This window comes from Streptomyces kunmingensis (assembly GCF_039533535.1).
GTDB classification, from domain to species: Bacteria; Actinomycetota; Actinomycetes; order Streptomycetales; family Streptomycetaceae; genus Streptomyces; species Streptomyces kunmingensis.
Window position 1 is genome coordinate 111,153 of sequence record NZ_BAAATS010000014.1, and the last position, 17,154, is coordinate 128,306.

Consider the following 17,154-nt stretch of genomic DNA (forward strand, 5'->3'; position numbering starts at 1 on the left):
CTACGGGCGCAGTGCCGCGGCCTCGCGGGCCAGCTCCTCCACCCGCGCCCAGTCCTTCGCCGCGATCGCGTCGGCCGGAAGCATCCAACTGCCGCCCACGCAGCCGACGTTCTTCAGTGCCAGGTAGGTGGGGGCGTTCGCGGGCGAGACCCCGCCGGTCGGGCAGAACCGGGCCTGCGGCAGCGGCCCGGCGAGCGCCTTCAGGTAGGGCGCGCCGCCCGCGGCCTCGGCCGGGAAGAACTTCATCTCGCTCACACCGCGCTCCAGCAGCGCCACGACCTCCGACGTCGTGGATACGCCCGGCAGGAACGGCACCCCGGAGTCCCGCATCGCGTCGAGCAGCGTGTCCGTCCAGCCGGGGCTGACCAGGAAGCGGGCGCCCGCGGCCACCGAGTCGGCGACGTTCTCGGGCGATATGACGGTGCCCGCGCCGACGACCGCGTCCGGCACCTCGGCGGCGATGGCCCTGATCGCGTCGAGAGCCGCGGGCGTGCGCAGGGTCACCTCGATCGCGGGCAGCCCGCCCGCGACCAGCGCCCGCGCGAGCGGCACCGCGTCGGCGACATCCTCCACGACGACGACGGGGACGACAGGGGCGAGATCGAGCACAGAGGAGGTCATGGCAACATCCTGCCCCGCGGTACGCAGCATGCGCAAAGCACGTTGCGCATGCTGCAATGCATGCCCTCCAGGTTCAGTGGACCTCGTCGACCAGCACGTCCAGACTCCACGGCTGCCCGGCCTTCGCGGGCTTCTCGACCTCCACCGTGTACTGGAGGTCCCGCAGCACGTCGACCAGTACGGCCGGGGACGCGGGCGCGGCCCCCGAGGTCAGGAGCGCGCGCACGATGCGGCCCTTGGTCGCCTTGTTGAAATGGCTGACGACCTTGCGGGTCGGCGCGTGCAGCACCCGTACCGTCGCCGTCCGCTCGGCCACCTCGCCCTTCGGCTTCCAGGCGCTCGCGTACGCGGCCGAACGCAGGTCGAGCACCAGCCCGTTCCCGGCCGCCTCGGGCATCACATCGGCCATCGGCGCCCGCCAGTACGTGCCGAGCGCGCCGAGCCCCGGCAGCTTCACGCCCATCGAGCAGCGGTAGGAGGGGATGCGGTCGGTCACGCGCACCGCGCCCCACAGCCCGGAGAACACCAGCAGCGCCTTCGCGGCCCGCTTCTTCGCCGCCGTGTCGAGGGAGGCCAGGTCCAGGGCGTCGTAGAGGACACCGGTGTAGATCTCACCGGACGGGCGGGTGCCGGCCGTGCGCAGCTCCGCGTTCTTGGCGACCTCGCCGCGTAGCCCCTCGCTCAGCCCGAGCACCTCGCGCGCCTTCTCCTCATCGGCGGCGCACAGCTCGACCAGCTCGTCCAGGACCGCGGCCCGCGCCCCGGCGAGCCCCGGCAGCGACAGTGAGTCGAGCCGCAACGGGGCGCCTCGGCCGGGGGCGGCCTTTCCTTCGGACGGCGGCAGCAAGACGAGCACGTGCGTTCTCCTTCGGAGCGGGGGGAGGGGTGCGGCCCCGCGCCAGGGTAGTCGGCTCACCCAGGCAGTTCGGGGACGGGTGAAGGTCCGGTCCGCGCCTGCGTGAGCCGGACCTCGAGTGTGCGTGCGAGCAGGTCCGGCTCCTCCGCGTGCAGCCGCACCCGGTGGACCTCCTTGGGCCGCCCCAGAAAGGTGAGGTGCCGTACCGGCTCGTCGAGTTCGAGGGTGATGCTGGTCTGCGCGGCGACATCGAGGTTCAGCTCGCCCTTGCTCGCCGTGTGCGTGAACCGGTTCTCCCGGCGCACGGACGCGATCCGCTCCAGCGGTATGCGAAGGTCCACGTGACTGCCCCGGCGCACCCGCAGCGCGTCGGCGGTGATCACATGCGGCCGCGTCACGGACGCCGCGTGCAGGCCGAGCACCATCAGCACGGTGTAGACGTCGAGGATCAGCACGATCCTGTGCGCCGTGGGCCAGTCCCGCAGCAGTACGGACATCCCGAAGGTCTCGACGACGCAGACGAACGCGAAGGCGTACATCATCGTGGCCTGGCCGCGGGCGTACGAGAAGGAGTCGGCGCCCGGGGGCACTCCGTGCCGCCGCCGGGCCGCCCACAGCCCGAGACTGCCGAACACCCGCAGCTCGTTCCCGACGATCTGGCGCGCGCCCGCGGGCAGGACATCCTGAAGGGCGGCCCGGCCCCCACGCCGGTACGTCACGAGGAGCAGTGCGACCTCGACGGCGACGACGAGGAGCACGGTGGCCTCGACGAACCACGGCAGCCGCACCCCCGCCACCAGGCAGCCCGCGAGCCCGAGCTCGGCGGCCAGGACCGCGCAGGCCAGTGCCCGCATCACCCGCTTCACCGCGCACCGCCCTCGGAGGCCATGCGCAGCGCGAGCCGCACGACCTCGGCCTGCGCGGGGGAGAAGTCACCGAGGATCGCGTCGAGGAGGGCGTTGTTCTCCTCCACCTCGGCCGTCGGCAGCTCCGGCGGCAGCCACGCCATCACGGCCTGCGCCGCCTCGGCCACCCGCGGGTCGTCCGGCGCGGCGTCGGCGAGCGCGTCGAGCCGGGCGTACACGTCACGGGCAGCGTCCAGCGCGCCCGGCCCCGTCATGGTGGGCAGCAGCGTCGCCATCAGCTGTCCGCGCAGCTCGGGCGGTGTGGACGTGTCGATCAGAGTGAGCATCTCGCGGTCCTTCGCTGCCGTCGGTGACGTTCGGCCCAGATCACCCAACTCGCCGAACAGCGCCGCCAGTTCAGGCGAAACAGGCCCCTCCGCGGGCAGCCGCCCCTGCTCGGCCTCCGCCAGCAGCTCGCGCAGCCGGGCGCGCCGGCCGTGGATCGCGGCCTCCTGCCGGGCCAGATCGGCGTCCAGCTCGGCGAGCACCTCGACGAGATCGCGCCCGGCGTCCTCGGCCAGCACGTCCCGCACCTCGCCGAGCCCGAGCCCCAGCTCGGTCAGCCGCCGGATCCGGGCCAGCTCGACGGCGTGCCGCAGCCCGTACTCGCGATATCCGTTGCCGAGGCGCTCGGGCTCCGGCAGCAGTCCGAGGTGGTGGTAGTGCCTGATGGCACGCGTGGTGACGCCGACCGTCGCGGCCAGCTCTCCGATCCTCATGACCTCAGTAGAAACGTTGACGCTACGGCAGGGTCAAGGCGCCGCTCGCCGGCCGCGGGCGGGCGAAGACGATGGCGCACGCCGGGTATCATGGCCGACACGGCAGACGAGCCGGGCGGACGGCCGCGTGGGGTTCTTAGGAACCTCCCGAGGAACGTCCGGGCTCCACAGGGCAAGGTGGTGGCTAACGGCCACCCGGGGTGACCCGCGGGACAGTGCCACAGAAAACAGACCGCCCGGCGCTTCGGTGCCGGGTAAGGGTGAAACGGTGGTGTAAGAGACCACCAGCGCCTGAGGTGACTCAGGCGGCTAGGTAAACCCCACCTGGAGCAAGGTCAAGAGGAGCCGCCTCGGTGGCTCTGCGCGGACGATCGAGGGCTGCCCGCCCGAGTCCGCGGGTAGACCGCACGAGGCCGGTGGCAACGCCGGCCCTAGATGGATGGCCGTCTCCCCGGCCACCGCGAGGTGACCGGGCGACAGAACCCGGCGTACAGCCCGACTCGTCTGCCGCCTCCCCGGCGCGTCGTTGCCGCTGAAGCAGTTTGCTCTCCGGCTTGGCGTGCAGTCCCCACGCGTAGACGCCCGCCTTCCCCTCAGAGCGGGCGCCTACGAGGTGCACCAGGGGTCAGCCTTGCGCATCCTCGTACGTCGCTTCCGGCCACGCCGTCGGGGCCGGGCCGAACGCGCGGCGGCCGGCCCTCACCGCCAGAGTGGCGAGGGCGGCGTTGGCGCCGCCACCGATCACGGCGCCGATACCGAACGGTGCCACTCGGCCCAGCACGATGATTCCCTGCTTGGTCCCGTACTTCGTGATGAAGTTCTTCCCCAGGATCTTGTTGATCTGGCGCAGCGTCTCGACCGGCACCTTGGCGACAACCTGGCGTCCCCAGTGCTGTCCCGTGCGCTCGGCGACCTTCGTAATGGTGGTGGAGCCGGACCCGCCGAGCATGACTCCCATCACGATCGTCCGACGGCGCTCGACCTCGTCGATGGGCACCCCGTGGACTTCGGCGATCGACAGAGCGAAGAGGGCGCTCAGCTCAAGAGACGAGAGGGTCTCGCCCGCCGACAGTGCCAGTGCGAGGCCGGTACCGACGCCGGGCGCTGCCGCGGTTCCTCCCACCGCAGCACCCGTTCCGGTCAGGGCGCTGACGTACATCCGCTCCAGGCTGCGGATCACCTGAGCCGGTGTCGCGTCTGCGTTGCGCCGGCGGGCTCGGGTGATGTTCTTGCGTACCAGTGGAGTCTGGAGGTCGATCGCTCTGTCCAAGAGGTCGAGGACCCGCTGCCCACGTACGGCCGCGTCTGGATCCGGTCTGTCGCCCGGTTCATCGTGGGTGTCTGCTGCCATGCCTGGGCCCCCCAAGTCATCACGTGCTGATTGGAGTTGTCACTAAATCAGCCGGCCGGACCCTGCACCAGCGATGTTCTGAAAGGTCCGAACCGGCTCTCCAGCCCGCGACGGTTCATGGCAGCTCCGGGGGACCGGTCACTTCGGTCCCTGACAGTGACGCCCGCGCGTCAGCGTTTGACGCGGTTGCGGACAGCCAGGACCGCCAGGCCCAGGAGGACGGGCTCGGTGACGCGGGACGCCATCTCGATGTAGGTGCCGGCGGTGGTCAGATCCTGTTCGGAGGAGCGGAACACCACCGAGTTGAGCGTGACGTTCAGGGCCTTCTCGAGGCGCTCACCGGTGAACCTGTTCCTGGTGGGGTTCTGGGGATCAGCCTTGTCGATCTCGAAGGTGACCTTGCCGCCACCGGGTGGCACGGTGCCGGTCGCCTCCTGCCGGGGATCGGCTCTCGGGAGTCCCAAGCCCATCAGCAGCACGATGGTGACGAGCATGGCCGCAGCGAGCCAGCCCAGCGCTCTGGAGGCACGCAGACCGTAGCCGGACAGCAGCCAGTAGCTGTGCAGAAGTCCGCGTTCCGCGCGGGCGGTGCCGGTGTGGTCGTGTCGGCGCATCTCCATCTCGCCGTAGTAGAAATCCGCCGCCCCCGGCTCGTTCTTGCCGTCCTCGAACGCCTTGCGCAACGCCCGGTACACCGGCGCCAGCTGCGCAGGCCCGACCTGTCCGGCGCCGAACACCGCCACGTTCCAGCCCCGGACCGCTGTCGCCCGGCTCGCGCGCCAGCAGTGTTCCTCGGCGAGAGTGCGGCGTTGTGTGAAACGTATGGGGCGTCGGCGTCGCCGGTGCGTGCCGGACGGGACCCCGTCGAAGACGCAGGCGCCTTCCAGCCGCACCTGGTCCAGGTGCACGGTCCCGGCGAAAAGGCACCTCGACAGGTCGACGTCGGCGAGGAGCAGATGGGCCGCGTCCACCCCACGCAACGAAGCCACCCGCACTGTGGCATCGGGCGCGTCGGCCAGAATCTGTTCGTCCACCAGCTGTCCGTCGGGAAGTACGAAAGGGTCCGCCTCCGCGGCGATCGTGAGGGGGTATTCGAAGACCGCGTGGGCGAAGTCCACCGTGGCGTAGCGCAGACGCAACTCGGCCGTCGACGACCAACGAGTTCGCGAGCATTGCAGGCGGCGCGCGGTGAGCGAGAGGTTGGCCGGGCCGCTGAACGTCGCCTCGGACAGCACGAATCGCCCGGCGCACGCCAAAGGCCCGAGGGTGACCGACCGCTCGAAGGTCGCCTCCCCGAACCCGGCGTCGCCCTCGAAAACTGCCGCTTGGAACTGGGCGGCACCTTTGAAGGTCGTCCACCCGAATGAAGCGTGCCCCGCGAAGGTCGCCGCCCTGAACTGGCCGGTGCCCTGGAAGACCGCCCGCTCGAAGGCGGCTTCCTGGAAGGTCGCCGAGGCGAATTGCGCACGGTTCTCGAAGGTTGCCGAGGCGAACTTGGTGATGCCATGGAAGGTCGCCGAGTCGAACCACGCGAGGTCGTGGAAGGTCGCGGACCTGAATCCGGCGTACCCCTGGAAACTGGCCGAGTTGAAATGGGCGAGGCCCTGGAAGGACGCCGACTCGAACCGAGCGAGGCCCTGGAATAGCGCTGAGTCGAACCATGCGAGGCCCTGAAAGGTCGCCGAGTCGAACCACGCATTGCTCTGGAAGGTTGCCCTGAGGAACCGGGCGTCGCCTTGGAAGGTCGCCGCCTCGAACCGGGCCTCGCCGATGCGGGGGTGTCCGGTGGCGGGGTCGAGGAGGGCGTCGAGGAGGGCATTGAGAAGGAGTTCGGTGAAGGGCGTGCCGCGATGGTCGATGGCGGCCCCGGGGGCCAGGTCGGCCAGGTAGGCGTCGCGGTCGGCGTCGGCCAGATGGGCGAGGCATGCGGTGTGACCAGGGACGTGGACGCCATGGCAGCCCACCGGGTCATCCGTCGTGGTGCCTTGGCCACAGTGCGGCCAGACGGGCGGAGTCGGGAACGGTTCAGGGCTCGGGTGTGGCATACACGGAGGACGATCAAGCACGGCCGATGGTTGCCGTGCTCGTGCATGCCCGCATCCGACCGGGCCGTCCTACCGACGCCCGTTCTGAGCTCTGAGGTTGATGGACCAGGGTTCGTCGGAGTCGCAGGGTGAGGCTTGGTCAGCGCAGATCGGGAGAGCCTTGCCTGCTCGTGGCTGCCTTGGGCGGGGGAAGTGGTTCGATCTCCCGCTCGAAGAACTCGTGGAAACCCTCACCGCGCTCATAGAGCGTGTCGAACCCCAGGTTGGTTTCCTGGATCAGCGACCGGTCGGTGTAGCGGTTGGCTCCATCCGGGTTTCCGTCGTCGTCGTAAACGACCCCGTACATCACCACGTCGTCGAGGATCACCACTTCCGGGACCGGGCGGCTCTGCTCGATGTTCGAAATTTCCCGGGCGTCGAGAATTCTGATGTCGTCGCCCAGGTCCACGCGTACACGCAGCACGAATAATTCCCATTGCACATACGGCGTTACCGGGAATTCCACCACGCGCAGGCGGCGGTGCGAGACTCCTAGCTGCTCGGCCCGACGCAGTTCCTCCGCGTACTCCTCACGGCCCTCGTCGGCCAAGGACAGGGCCCTGTGCCAGTCGCCCGCCGCGAAGGCCTCCCAGCTGGCGAAGCCGCGCTCCTTGAAGTGCTGTCCGCGCTCGAGCTTGTTCAGGAAGCCGATCCCGCTGGTGTAGATCCGGCCCAGGTCCGCGTGGTACGCAGGGCGATCCATGCGCTGGGAGGCGCCGGCGGGGAAAGAGTCAAACACTGGGGATGTCCGGCTTCGCCGCGACAAGCATGTTCCTGGGGATGACCACGAGGCGCTCGTCCGACCCGATCGAGACACCGTCGGGCAGGTTCTTGCCGAGTGACTGAGTGAGGTCACGACCGATGACGGCGATGTCCCCGTTGGCGAGTTCCCAGATGTCGGGGCAGTCAGGAGTCCCGGTTGTATTTCCGAGTTCTTGGGGTGATTTCCCCAGACGTCGTTTGAAAGTCGTGTCCGGATCTGCTTCCCATGGCCTGGCCATCTTCGTCTCCCCCTCAATAGATCGGGCGGCTTTCACTGTAGCGGGCAACTAGCTGGCCTGGCCATGTGTCGGGCCAGGTCCACGAGGGTATTGGCGAGGATTGACTCCTTGTTGTCTCATGCCGTTCTGGGATGAAATGATGTTGATTGGAAAGAAGATCATGCCGACGCCAAGAAGGCACGTTTCTTCTGCTGCGATGTCGGTAAATCGGGTGAACGGAGGGGTGATTGTGGACCCGGAAGTGACCTCGCTCGCACAGAGCGCAGGAACCACCTTGGTCACGTTGATGGCAGCAGATGCCTGGCAGCGCACGCGTGACGGGTTCGCGCGGCTCTGGCGTCGGATGCAGCCCGAGCGGGCCGAGATGGTCGTCGCTGAGTTAGAGGCAGGCCGCGAGGATGTACTGGCTGCCGTGGCGGCGCACGATCAGGAGACTCTGGACGAACTGCGCTTGCAGTGGCAGGGGTTCGTACGGCGTCTGATCATCGCCCGGCCCGCCGCCGCCGAGGAACTGCGCAGGCTGCTGGACGAACTCGATCCCGACGGATCGGTGGCCCGACAGGTCACCCAGCACGCCACCGCCTCCGGCCAGGCCCGGGTCTACCAAGCGGGACGAGACCAGCACATCGCAGAGCGATGACGGGTGGGATGGACGGTTACGCAGAGGACCGTGGACGGGTCTTCCAGTCATCCGGTGACCAGCACATCAACGAGCACCATCACTACGGAGGTGGTGGCCCCGAGCCGAGCGGCCCGGACTCGGTGCGCCGTCCGGCAGTGGGACGGCCTCCCGTCGTGCTGCGTGATCGCAACGAGGTGATGGAACGCCTGCGGGCGAGCGTCGCGGGAGGGCGCGGTGGCGAGGTCTACGTGCTGTACGGCATGGGCGGCGCGGGCAAGACGGCGGTCGCGTGCACCCTGTTCCAGGAGGTCGCCCGCGAACGGGGCCGGGCAGCATTGTGGGTCAACGTCGCCGACCGTGCGAGCCTGCGCGGCGGCATGCTGGCCGTGGCCGCCGACCGGGGTGCGGGCGACGGCGAACTGCTGGCCGCCCGAAACGGCCTCCGTCCCGCGGCCGATCTCGTCTGGCAGCATCTCGACCGCTCCGCCGAGCCCTGGCTGCTGGTCCTCGACAACGCCGACGAGCCGGAGATCCTGCGAGACGGCTGGCTGCGCACCAGCCCACGCGGCATCGTCGTGGTGACCACACGCCGAGCGGCGGCGCGCTGGTGGCCGGGGGCCGAGCTGCAGCACATCGGCGTACTGCCACGGGAAGACGCCGCGCTCGTACTGCGCGACCTCGCCCCGGACAGCGGTACGGCGGAGCAGGCGGCGCGGATCGCGGACCGGCTCGGGCGGCTGCCGCTCGCCCTCACTCTGGCCGGAGGCTTCCTCTCCCATCAGGTGCTCGACCCCTGGACGATGGACGCCTACGGACATCATCTCGACGGAGACGAGCGGGTTCAGCTGATCGACCGCGGCGCCGACGCGCTGTCCGAAGCGGACCCGCGGCACCTGGTCGGCCTGACCTGGCAGCTGACCCTCGACACGTTCGAGGCACGCGGCCTGCCCGAAGCGGTGGCCCTGCTCAGACTCCTTGCCCGGTTCGCCGCCGAACCCCTGCCACTGGCCCTGCTCAACCATGAGGGAATCGCCGATGTCCTTTCCCGGGCCCGTACCGAGACAGCTCTGAGGGCCCTGCTCGACCAGTCGCTGTCCGAGCTGGTCGACGTCGTCGGCATGCGCTGTGTGCAGAGCCATGGCGTCCTGCTCGACAGCGTCTCCGCGGCGACCCCCGCGGAACTGGTGCCCACTCTCGACGCGGTGGCCGTCCGACTGCTCGACGCGGCCGTACCCGGTGTACCCGACGCCGGGCCGCATGAGCCGCGACTGCGCCTGCTGGTACCGCACGCGCTGGCCCTGCTGCGGCGTGTCGGCGAGCCGTCGGCCGCTGCCGACGCCCTGGGCGTGGCGACGCGGCTGTCAGTTGCTCTGCACCGGACCGGTGACTACCTCTCGGCCTGGGAGACCTCCCGAACCGCTGCGGACCTCGCACGACGACTGCTCCGCGCGGACGACCGTATGGTCCTGGCCGCCCGGTCCAGGGCCGGACGGGCGTTGTTCCGGCTGGGCAGGTTCGTAGAGGCCGAGTCGTTGCTCCGCGGCGTTCGTGCCACTCAGGAGGGTCTGTTCGGGCCCGATGACCCGGGCACCCTGGACACGTCCTACGGCCTTCAGCTCGTGCTGGCGAACCTCGGAAGACGAGAAGAATCGGTCGCGTTGCTCACCGCCACCGTCGCCGGTCGGCGCTCGGCACTGGGACCCGCACATCCGCTGACCCTGCGCGCCCGTGCCAGCCTGCTGGAGATGCTGCCCGCAACCGAGGTGGTCACTGTGGAGGACGGTGCGCTGCTCTCGTTGCCTTCGGAGTGCGACCGGCTCCTCGGCCCCGATCACACAGTGACACTGGGCGCCAAACACAACCACGCGTGGGCGCTGTATCTCCTGGGCCGGTTCGACGAGGCGGACAGCGAGATCCGGCTGGTCACCGAGGCGTATGTGCGGCGCTTCGGGCCGGAGTACCCGATCGTGCTCGCGGCCCGGCAGCTGCTCTCCCGGACCCGGGCCGCTCTCGGTCATGAGGATGCGGCGATCGAGCTGATGACCGACGTCGTCGCTCGGCGGGAACACGGCCTGGGTCCCGAGCACCCCTTCACGGTCGCGGGCCGGCGGTTGCTGGACACGTACCGGTCGGGTCGGTGAGGTGACGGCGTGTGCCGCAACCGGAGATGGTGGCCTCAGTAGTGGTAACGGGCTTTGAGGATCTTGACTTCCTTCTCGTCCACCCGGTAGACGAGCCGGTGCTCGTCGTCGATCCGGCGTGACCAGTAGCCGGACAGGTCGCCCTTCAGGGGCTCGGGCTTGCCGATGCCGGTGAAGGGGGTGCTCTGGATCTCCGCGATCAGCCGTGTGACCCTGCGGGCCATGGAGCGGTCCGAGCCGAGCCAGAACAGGAAGTCCTCCCACCCGGCCGGGTCGAAGTGGACACTTCTCACCCTTCACCCGCCAGCTCTTCCAGCTCTTCCACGGTCCTGGTGACCACGGTCTCGCCGGCCCTGTCCCGGGCGACCGCCTCCATGAGGCTTCGCGCGTTGGCGGGGGAACGCAGCAGGTAGACGGTCTCCTGCCAGGAGTCGTAGTCCTCGGCGGACATGATGACCGCGTCGCCGCTCTTGGAGCTGATGCGCACGGGTGTGTGGTCGTCGTTGACGCGCTTGATGAGCGGGAAGAGGTCCTTGCGGGCTTCACTGGCGCTTATCGTCACTTGCGACACCTCATTCCGAACGGTACGGAAAAACGGTACCACTCTCGTACTCGAATCCGGTACGAGTGGGACGGGCTGTCCGCAGGGGAATCCTCAGGTCGTGGCTCACTCATTTCCGGACCGGAACCACCAGTGGCGCCCCCGACCCCGGATGCGGCAGGACCTCGACCGGGTGTTGGTAGACCTCGCTGAGGAGGGGGGCGGTGAAGACCTCCGCCGGGGGGCCGTCCGCTGTGATGTGGCCGGCGTGGAGGATCGCCGTGCGGTCCGCGTGGGCCGCTGCCAGGCCCAGGTCGTGGAGGACGACGACTACCGCGTCGCCTGCCGTGGCGCGGGCTCGGCAGACGCGGAGGACCAGTTCCTGGTGGCGGAGGTCGAGGGCGGCGGTGGGTTCGTCGAGGAGGAGGAGTTGGGTCGACTGGGCCAGGACCCGGGCCAGGGCGACCCGGGCGCGTTCGCCGCCGGAGAGGGCCGAGAAGGGGCGGGGGGCGAAGCTCTCGGTTTCCGTTGCTCGTAGTGCCGCCGCGATCGCCGCGTCGTCCTCGTCCTCGTACGGGGTGCCCGTCCAGGGGGCGCGGCCCATACGGACCACCTCTTCGACGGGGAAGGGGAAGGAGAGGGACGCCGACTGGGGGAGGAGGGCCCGGCGCAGGGCCAGTTCGGGGGGTGTCCAGGAGGATGCCGGGCGGTCGTCGATGCGGAGTTCGCCCGAGGCGGGTGGCAGGTCCGCCGCCAGCGCTGCCAACAGGGTTGATTTACCTGCCCCGTTGGGGCCGACCAGGGCCAGTACCTCGCCCGCCCGGACCGTGAGGTCGACGCCGGACAGGACCTCGCGGGGGCCCAGGTTCAGGTGCAGGGCGCGGGCTTCGGCGACCGTTTCGCCGGGGGCGTGGCGGGACGGGAGGGTTCGGGCGCGGCGCAGTCGTGTCGTCCAGGGTGTGCTCATGCCCAGCCTCCTTGCTTGCGGCGGGTGCGGCGCAGCAGCCAGAAGAAGAACGGGCTGCCGGTCAGTGCGGTGAGGGCGCCGATGGGGAGTTCGGCGGGGGCCGCCACCGTGCGGGCGGCCAGGTCCGCTCCGATCAGGACGACCGCGCCACCCAGCGCGCTGCCGGGGACGAGGAAGCGGTGGCCGGGGCCGGCGAGCATGCGCAGCAGATGCGGGATCACCAGGCCCACGAAGCCGATCACTCCGGAGACCGCGACCGCCGCCGCCGTGAGCAGGGCGATGACGAGGATGAGGGCGATACGGAGCTTCTCGACGTCCACGCCCAGGTGGCGGGCCGGGCGTTCGCCCAGGGAGAGGAGGTCCAGCTTGCGGGAGTAGAAGGGGGCGACGAGGAGGCCGAGTGCCGCGCAGGGGAGGACCGCCAGGACCTTCGGCCAGGTCGCCTGCGCCAGCGAGCCGAGCTGCCAGAACGTGATCTGGTTGACGGCGGCCGTGTCCGCGTAGGAGAGGAACAGGCCGATCAGCGCGCCGGCGAAGGCGTTCACGGCGATGCCCGTGAGGATCAGGGTGACGACCTCCGTGCGGCCGGCCGAGCGGGACATCGTGTAGACGATCAGGACCGTCGCCAGGCCCGACACGAACGCGCAGACCGTGATCGTCCACGTGCCGAAGAAGTCGAGACCGAGCGCGATGCAGGCGACCGCGCCGACCGCCGCGCCCGAGGAGATGCCGATGACGCCCGGCTCGGCGAGCGGGTTGCCGAAGACGCCCTGCATCAGCGCGCCCGCGCAGCCGAGCGAGGCGCCGACGAGGAGGGCGAGGACGACGCGGGGGAGCCGCACGTTCCACAGGACCGATTCGCCGACCCGGTCGAGCGCCGAGCCGCCCAGGCCGACGCGGTGCTGGACGGAGGCGAGTACGTCCCCCGGCGGGATGTCGTACGCGCCGATGCCCGCCGAGAGGAGGGCCAGCGCTACGAGCGCCGCGGCGAGGCCCAGGGTCAACAGCCAGGCTCTGCCACGGGGTTGGCGGGCGGGGGCCTGCCGTGGGGAGATCGTGGGCGGGCTCGCGGTGGCCGTCACGTCAGGCACCGTCCTCGCCGTACAGCTGGTCCACGATCGAGCGCAGGACCTGGTCCGTGCGCGGGCCGTAGTTGAGCAGGACGCCGTCCTCGACCGAGACGACCCGGCGGTCGACGCCCGCCGGGGTCTCGGCCACGCCCGGGATCTTCACCAGGCCGTCGATGCCGCCCACGGAGTCGAGGCCCTTCGTCATGACGAGGACCGCGTCGGGCGCCGCCTTGGCGAGGGCCTCGCTGGTGATGGCACGGAAGTCGGTCTTCAGGCCTGACGCGGCGCCCGCGTCGACCGCCCCCGCCGCCTCCAGCAGGGACGTGGCGCCGGACTTCGCGCCGCCGATGAGGTAGACGGACGCCGAGCCGCGTACGTAGAGGAAGGCGACGCGGGGCTTCTCCGACGCCGATGCGCGCGGGATGTCCTTGCGTACGGCGGTGATCCGGTCCTCGGAGCGCTTCGTCAACTCCCGCCCGGCCGACGGGACTCCGAGCGTGTCCGCGACCGCCTGGATGCGGGGGCCCACGTCGTCGAGCCCCTGCGCCGGGTCGATGACGACGACGGGGATGCCCGCGTCGCGTACCTGCTGCATCGCCTCGGCGGGCCCCGTCGTCTGCTCGGCGAGGACCAGGTCCGGCTTGAGGGAGAGCACGCTCTCCGCGGACACGTCGTGGTTGCGGGTGACGACCGGCAGCTTCTTCGCCTGGTCGAAGGTGGCGGTGATGTCGCGGGCGACCACCCGCTTGCCGAGCCCGAGCGTGAACACGATCTCGCTGAGGCTGCCGGAGAGCGGCACGATCAGGTCGGCCCGCTCCACGGTCACCCGGTGGCCGTCGGCCGAGGTGACCGTGGCGGGCAGCTTCGGAGCGGGGGCCGCGAGCGGTTCGAGGCGGTTCGCCGTCGTGGCCGCCCGGGTCCCGGCCTTCGTGGTGGCCGTGGCGCCGCTGGTGCAGGCGGTGGCGAACAGCGCGAGGGCCAGGGCGAGTACGGAGATCAGCACGCCCGCCCGTCGGGAAGCGCGTGAGGGGGCCGCTGACGTCGGCACGCGGACACCGTCCTGTCGTGGTGAGAGGGGCTGTGAGAGCAGTGAGAGCTGAGAGGGGCTGTTGACTCGAGCGATCATAGTTTAGGTTAGCCTTACCTAAGTCGCCAGGGTCTGGTGACGTACCCCGGAGGAACCGCCATGCCCCGACGCGCACGGATACGTGTCCTCGCCGTCGCCCTGTTCACCGCGCTGCTCGGCGCGCTGCTCCCGGTCGCCGGCGCGCACGCCGCGGCCCGTACCGTGCAGGGCGGCCGGCTGGACTGGGGCCTCAAATCGTCGTTCCAGAGCTACATCACGGGCCCCATAGCCAAGGGGAGTTACTCCCTGACGGGCGGCGCGGCGACCACCGGCGCGAGCCAGTTCCGCTTCCACTCGGCGACCGGCACGTACGACGGCGCGACGGGGGCCTTCACCTCGTCGTTCTCCGGCGGCGTGCACTTCGTCGGGCACCGCAAGAGCGACGGCTCCCACGAACTCGACATGACCATCAGCCGACCCACCGTCCGTATCGCGGGCGGCAGCGGGACGCTGTACGTCGATGTCGTGAGCAAGGTGAAGGGCACCGGGGCGGTCACGTCGTCCCGCCAGGTGCCTTTCGCCACGCTCTCCCTCGGCGGGATCAACATGAAGGGCGACGGGAACGCCGTCACCCTCAACAACGTTCCCGCCACGCTCACCGCCCAGGGCGCCACGTCCTTCGCCGGGTACTACACCGCCGGGACCGCGCTCGACCCCCTGAGCCTGTCGGTGGACGTCGCGCCGAAGAAGGCCGCCGCGCAACCGTCCGCGTCCGCCACGAAGAAGGCCGAGGCGAAGGACGAGAAGGGCAAGGACAAGAAGGACGAGGACGAGAAGGGCTCCTCCGGGAAGCTTCAGGACGGTGCGGTCGACTGGGGTGTGCGGCGCACCTTCCGCGAGTACGTCACCGGCGATATCGCCCAGGGCGAATGGAAGCTCGGCGACGGGGCGCAGGACGGCGGCGCGCTGTTCCGCTTCCCCGACGGCGAGGGCTCGTACGACAAGAAGAAGCAGACCCTGGACGGCGAGTTCACCGGGTCCGTGCACTTCACCGGCGAGCACGGGCTCGACCTGACGCTCGCGCGCCCGACCGTCACCGTCGCCGACGGCAAGGGCACGCTGCGCGCCGACGTGACCAGCGGGAAGAAGACCACCAAGGACACCGCGCTCGTCACCTTCGCCGTGCGGTCCCTCGCGGCGAAGGACGGGCTCGTGCGGGTCGACGAGGCGCCGGCCGTGCTGACCGCCTCCGGCGCGGAGGCGTTCGGCGGGATGTATCGGGCCGGGGTCGCGATGGATCCGGTTTCGCTGGCCGTCGCGGTCGAGGGGGATGTGGCGCTGCCGGCCTTGCCGGATCTTGGCAGCGCCGGGTCCACGGGCCCGGCCGACCCGAGCCCCCGTGCCGCTGCCGCCAAGCCTGCTGCCCAGGGCGGGAGTTCGGGGCTGAGCGGAGGCGCGGTTGCCGCGATCGCCGGTGGGGGTGTGCTTCTTGTGGCCGGGGCCGGATTGGCCGTTGTTCGCATGCGCAAGCGGAGTTCCGCCGACGGCTAGGCGTCTGCCCTCACACGTTTCGTTGCCGGGCGCCGCTCCGTCGTGGTTGCTCGCGCCCACGCGGCGGAGCCGCACATCGATACAGCCCCGCGCCCCTGAAGGGGCGCCTCCCCCAGCCAAGTTGTAGGAGTTCCCATGTCCCTCATCCGACACCCCATGGCCCTCGCCGCCGCCACCGCCGTCGCGCTCGGCGCCGGGGCCCTCGCGTTGCCCGCGTTCGCCGCGGAGAAGGCCCCCGCCGTCGAGCTGAAGAACGGCACGCTCGACTGGGGCGTGAAGGACTCGTTCCGTAAGTACGTCACCGGCATCGCCGCCGGGAAGATCGAGGCGACGGACGGGGCGACGCAGGCCGCCGAGAACGGGGTGTTCACCTTCTCCGACGGCGCGGGCACGTACGACACGACGACCCATGGCACGGACACCGCGTTCAAGGGCGCCGTCCGGTTCGTCTCCACGGCCCACATGTTCGACATCAAGATCAGCGACGTGCAGGTCGTGACCTCGGGCACGAGCGGGCACATCGACGCCGATGTCTCGCTCAACGGCGAGGTGCAGAACGACATCGAGTTCGCAGCCCTCGACCTGTCCGCCGTGAAGCCGGGCCAGGGCGCGGGCGGCGCGATGACCTTCAAGGACATCCCCGCGACGCTGACCGCCGATGGCGCCGAGGCGTTCAACGGCATGTACGAGGCGGGCACCGCCCTCGACGCGGCGACGCTCACCGTGACCGCGGCCACCTCGTCCCCGAACCCGGACCCCTCAACGACGCCGCCCACCACGCCGCCCGTCACGTCCAAGCCGACCGCGACCCCCACCGGCAGGCCGACCGCGACCGCCTCGACGTCCCCGAAGCCCGGCGTGGCTCCGTTCGGGAACGCCGCCTCCGGCGCGATCGCCGACGGCAACCTGGACTGGGGCGTCAAGGAGTCCTTCCGTACGTACATCACGGGCCCGATCGCGAAGGGCAAGGTCGAACTGACCGGCGGCGCCGCGAAGAACGGCTCAGTGTACCGGTTCGGCGACGCGAGCGGCAGCTACGACGCCGCCGCGAAGTCCCTCGACGCGAAGTTCGCGGGCAAGCTCCGCTTCCTCGGCCACGAGGAGGCCGGGACGTACGTGCTCGACCTGCAGTTCAGCGATCTGCACGTGACGGCGAAGGGCGGCAGCGGCAAGCTCGTCGCCGACGTCTCCAGCAAGGACCAGGAGAGCGGCAAGGTCACGACGTACGCGGACCTGACCGTCGCCACCCTCAAGGTCGGCTCCGGTGATCTGACCGCCAAGGACGACGTCGTCGAGCTCGACGGCGCCGCGGCCACCCTCACCGCCGACGGCGCCAAGGCGTTCGGCGGGTTCTACCAGGCCGGTGCCGCGCTCGACCCCGTCGAGGTGGCCGTCTCCCTCGACGAGGACGCCACGCTCCCTTCGGGCAGCGGCTCCGACGGCGGTACGTCCGGCGGTACTTCGGGCGGCACCACGGGAGGTGCGGGCACGACCGGGTCGACCAACGGCGGCACCGGCTCGACCACCGGCGGCTCCCTCGCCGCGACCGGCGCCGATGTGCCCGCGGGCCCGCTCGCCGCGGCCGCCGCGCTGGTCGTCGCCGCGGGCGCGGGCACGGTGTACGCCACCCGCAGGCGGCGCTCGCAGGAGAGCTGAGCC

At 70.5% G+C, this 17,154-nt stretch carries 17 protein-coding genes and 1 other RNA gene; 5 read left to right on the plus strand and 13 right to left on the minus strand.

All coding sequences use genetic code 11. The features are described 5' to 3' along the window. From eda to ABD366_RS17650, 4 genes are all read right to left on the minus strand, one after another. On the minus strand, nucleotides 1–621 hold the full coding sequence (eda, locus tag ABD366_RS17635) for a bifunctional 4-hydroxy-2-oxoglutarate aldolase/2-dehydro-3-deoxy-phosphogluconate aldolase (protein ID WP_324766674.1): 621 nt from the start codon (nucleotides 619–621) through the stop codon (nucleotides 1–3). 73 nt (nucleotides 622–694) lie between these two features. Then, the gene (gene yaaA / locus ABD366_RS17640) at nucleotides 695–1,477 is read right to left on the minus strand and encodes a peroxide stress protein YaaA (RefSeq protein WP_324766673.1); all 783 of its coding nucleotides are present in this window, start codon (nucleotides 1,475–1,477) and stop codon (nucleotides 695–697) included. 56 nt (nucleotides 1,478–1,533) lie between these two features. Continuing rightward, a complete protein-coding gene (locus tag ABD366_RS17645; RefSeq protein WP_324766672.1) occupies nucleotides 1,534–2,331 on the minus strand; it encodes a hypothetical protein in 798 nt (265 codons plus the stop codon). Between the two features lie 8 nt (nucleotides 2,332–2,339). After that, complete coding sequence (locus tag ABD366_RS17650; protein WP_324766671.1) at nucleotides 2,340–3,101, minus strand: MerR family transcriptional regulator; 762 nt, start codon at nucleotides 3,099–3,101, stop codon at nucleotides 2,340–2,342. Nucleotides 3,102–3,208: 107 nt separating this feature from the next. Here ABD366_RS17650 and rnpB point away from each other — a divergent pair. After that, an RNA gene (rnpB, locus tag ABD366_RS17655) (RNase P RNA component class A) lies at nucleotides 3,209–3,608 on the plus strand. 118 nt (nucleotides 3,609–3,726) lie between these two features. Here the strand turns inward: rnpB and ABD366_RS17660 are convergent. The 4 genes from ABD366_RS17660 to ABD366_RS17675 all read right to left on the minus strand — a co-directional run bounded on the left by ABD366_RS17660 (nucleotide 3,727) and on the right by ABD366_RS17675 (nucleotide 7,537). Further along, on the minus strand, nucleotides 3,727–4,452 hold the full coding sequence (locus tag ABD366_RS17660; RefSeq protein ID WP_324766670.1) for a hypothetical protein: 726 nt from the start codon (nucleotides 4,450–4,452) through the stop codon (nucleotides 3,727–3,729). Nucleotides 4,453–4,622: 170 nt separating this feature from the next. Beyond that, a complete protein-coding gene (locus ABD366_RS17665) occupies nucleotides 4,623–6,416 on the minus strand; it encodes a pentapeptide repeat-containing protein (protein WP_324766669.1) in 1,794 nt (597 codons plus the stop codon). A 220-nt stretch (nucleotides 6,417–6,636) separates the two neighbouring features. Beyond that, complete coding sequence (locus ABD366_RS17670) at nucleotides 6,637–7,275, minus strand: DUF6879 family protein (RefSeq protein ID WP_324766668.1); 639 nt, start codon at nucleotides 7,273–7,275, stop codon at nucleotides 6,637–6,639. Further along, on the minus strand, nucleotides 7,268–7,537 hold the full coding sequence (locus tag ABD366_RS17675) for a hypothetical protein (RefSeq protein ID WP_324766667.1): 270 nt from the start codon (nucleotides 7,535–7,537) through the stop codon (nucleotides 7,268–7,270). The genes ABD366_RS17670 and ABD366_RS17675 overlap by 8 nt, the downstream gene beginning before the upstream one ends. Before the next feature lie 229 nt (nucleotides 7,538–7,766). Here ABD366_RS17675 and ABD366_RS17680 point away from each other — a divergent pair, with 229 nt between their 5' ends. Both ABD366_RS17680 and ABD366_RS17685 read left to right on the plus strand, forming a co-directional pair. Continuing rightward, nucleotides 7,767–8,177 (plus strand): hypothetical protein, encoded by a 411-nt coding sequence (locus ABD366_RS17680; RefSeq protein ID WP_324766746.1) that lies wholly within the window; start codon nucleotides 7,767–7,769, stop codon nucleotides 8,175–8,177. Beyond that, the gene (locus ABD366_RS17685) at nucleotides 8,174–10,300 is read left to right on the plus strand and encodes a tetratricopeptide repeat protein (RefSeq protein WP_411293632.1); all 2,127 of its coding nucleotides are present in this window, start codon (nucleotides 8,174–8,176) and stop codon (nucleotides 10,298–10,300) included. Before ABD366_RS17680 ends, ABD366_RS17685 begins: the two co-directional genes overlap by 4 nt. A gap of 35 nt (nucleotides 10,301–10,335) precedes the next feature. Here the strand turns inward: ABD366_RS17685 and ABD366_RS17690 are convergent, their stop codons facing one another. The 5 genes from ABD366_RS17690 to ABD366_RS17710 form a co-directional block, all read right to left on the minus strand. Beyond that, complete coding sequence (locus ABD366_RS17690; protein ID WP_324766665.1) at nucleotides 10,336–10,593, minus strand: Txe/YoeB family addiction module toxin; 258 nt, start codon at nucleotides 10,591–10,593, stop codon at nucleotides 10,336–10,338. Then, nucleotides 10,590–10,862: a type II toxin-antitoxin system Phd/YefM family antitoxin gene (locus tag ABD366_RS17695; RefSeq protein WP_324766664.1), complete on the minus strand. Its 273-nt coding sequence runs from the start codon at nucleotides 10,860–10,862 to the stop codon at nucleotides 10,590–10,592. The genes ABD366_RS17690 and ABD366_RS17695 overlap by 4 nt, the downstream gene beginning before the upstream one ends. 109 nt (nucleotides 10,863–10,971) lie before the next feature. Next, on the minus strand, nucleotides 10,972–11,808 hold the full coding sequence (locus tag ABD366_RS17700) for a heme ABC transporter ATP-binding protein (RefSeq protein WP_324766663.1): 837 nt from the start codon (nucleotides 11,806–11,808) through the stop codon (nucleotides 10,972–10,974). Then, nucleotides 11,805–12,890 carry a FecCD family ABC transporter permease gene (locus tag ABD366_RS17705; RefSeq protein WP_324766662.1) on the minus strand — a complete coding sequence of 362 codons (1,086 nt, stop codon included), beginning with the start codon at nucleotides 12,888–12,890 and terminating at the stop codon, nucleotides 11,805–11,807. Before ABD366_RS17705 ends, ABD366_RS17700 begins: the two co-directional genes overlap by 4 nt. A 1-nt stretch (nucleotide 12,891) precedes the next feature. After that, nucleotides 12,892–13,926 carry a heme/hemin ABC transporter substrate-binding protein gene (locus tag ABD366_RS17710; protein WP_324766661.1) on the minus strand — a complete coding sequence of 345 codons (1,035 nt, stop codon included), beginning with the start codon at nucleotides 13,924–13,926 and terminating at the stop codon, nucleotides 12,892–12,894. A 138-nt stretch (nucleotides 13,927–14,064) separates the two neighbouring features. On the opposite strand from ABD366_RS17710, the gene ABD366_RS17715 reads away from it, so the two are divergent. Beyond that, nucleotides 14,065–15,495, plus strand: a complete 1,431-nt coding sequence (locus tag ABD366_RS17715) for an HtaA domain-containing protein (RefSeq protein WP_324766660.1) — start codon at nucleotides 14,065–14,067, stop codon at nucleotides 15,493–15,495. Between the two features lie 135 nt (nucleotides 15,496–15,630). Then, the gene (locus tag ABD366_RS17720) at nucleotides 15,631–17,151 is read left to right on the plus strand and encodes an HtaA domain-containing protein (protein WP_324766659.1); all 1,521 of its coding nucleotides are present in this window, start codon (nucleotides 15,631–15,633) and stop codon (nucleotides 17,149–17,151) included. Nucleotides 17,152–17,154 lie beyond the last annotated feature (3 nt).

Bases quoted from the DNA above. Each gene is read 5' to 3' on its own strand.
- eda (WP_324766674.1), bottom strand. From the start codon at position 621: ATGACCTCCTCTGTGCTCGATCTCGCCCCTGTCGTCCCCGTCGTCGTC.
- ABD366_RS17645 (WP_324766672.1), bottom strand. From the start codon at position 2,331: ATGCGGGCACTGGCCTGCGCGGTCCTGGCCGCCGAGCTCGGGCTCGCG.
- ABD366_RS17650 (WP_324766671.1), bottom strand. From the start codon at position 3,101: ATGAGGATCGGAGAGCTGGCCGCGACGGTCGGCGTCACCACGCGTGCC.
- ABD366_RS17660 (WP_324766670.1), bottom strand. From the start codon at position 4,452: ATGGCAGCAGACACCCACGATGAACCGGGCGACAGACCGGATCCAGAC.
- ABD366_RS17675 (WP_324766667.1), bottom strand. From the start codon at position 7,537: ATGGCCAGGCCATGGGAAGCAGATCCGGACACGACTTTCAAACGACGT.
- ABD366_RS17685 (WP_411293632.1), top strand. From the start codon at position 8,174: ATGACGGGTGGGATGGACGGTTACGCAGAGGACCGTGGACGGGTCTTC.
- ABD366_RS17700 (WP_324766663.1), bottom strand. From the start codon at position 11,808: ATGAGCACACCCTGGACGACACGACTGCGCCGCGCCCGAACCCTCCCG.
- ABD366_RS17715 (WP_324766660.1), top strand. From the start codon at position 14,065: ATGCCCCGACGCGCACGGATACGTGTCCTCGCCGTCGCCCTGTTCACC.
- ABD366_RS17720 (WP_324766659.1), top strand. From the start codon at position 15,631: ATGTCCCTCATCCGACACCCCATGGCCCTCGCCGCCGCCACCGCCGTC.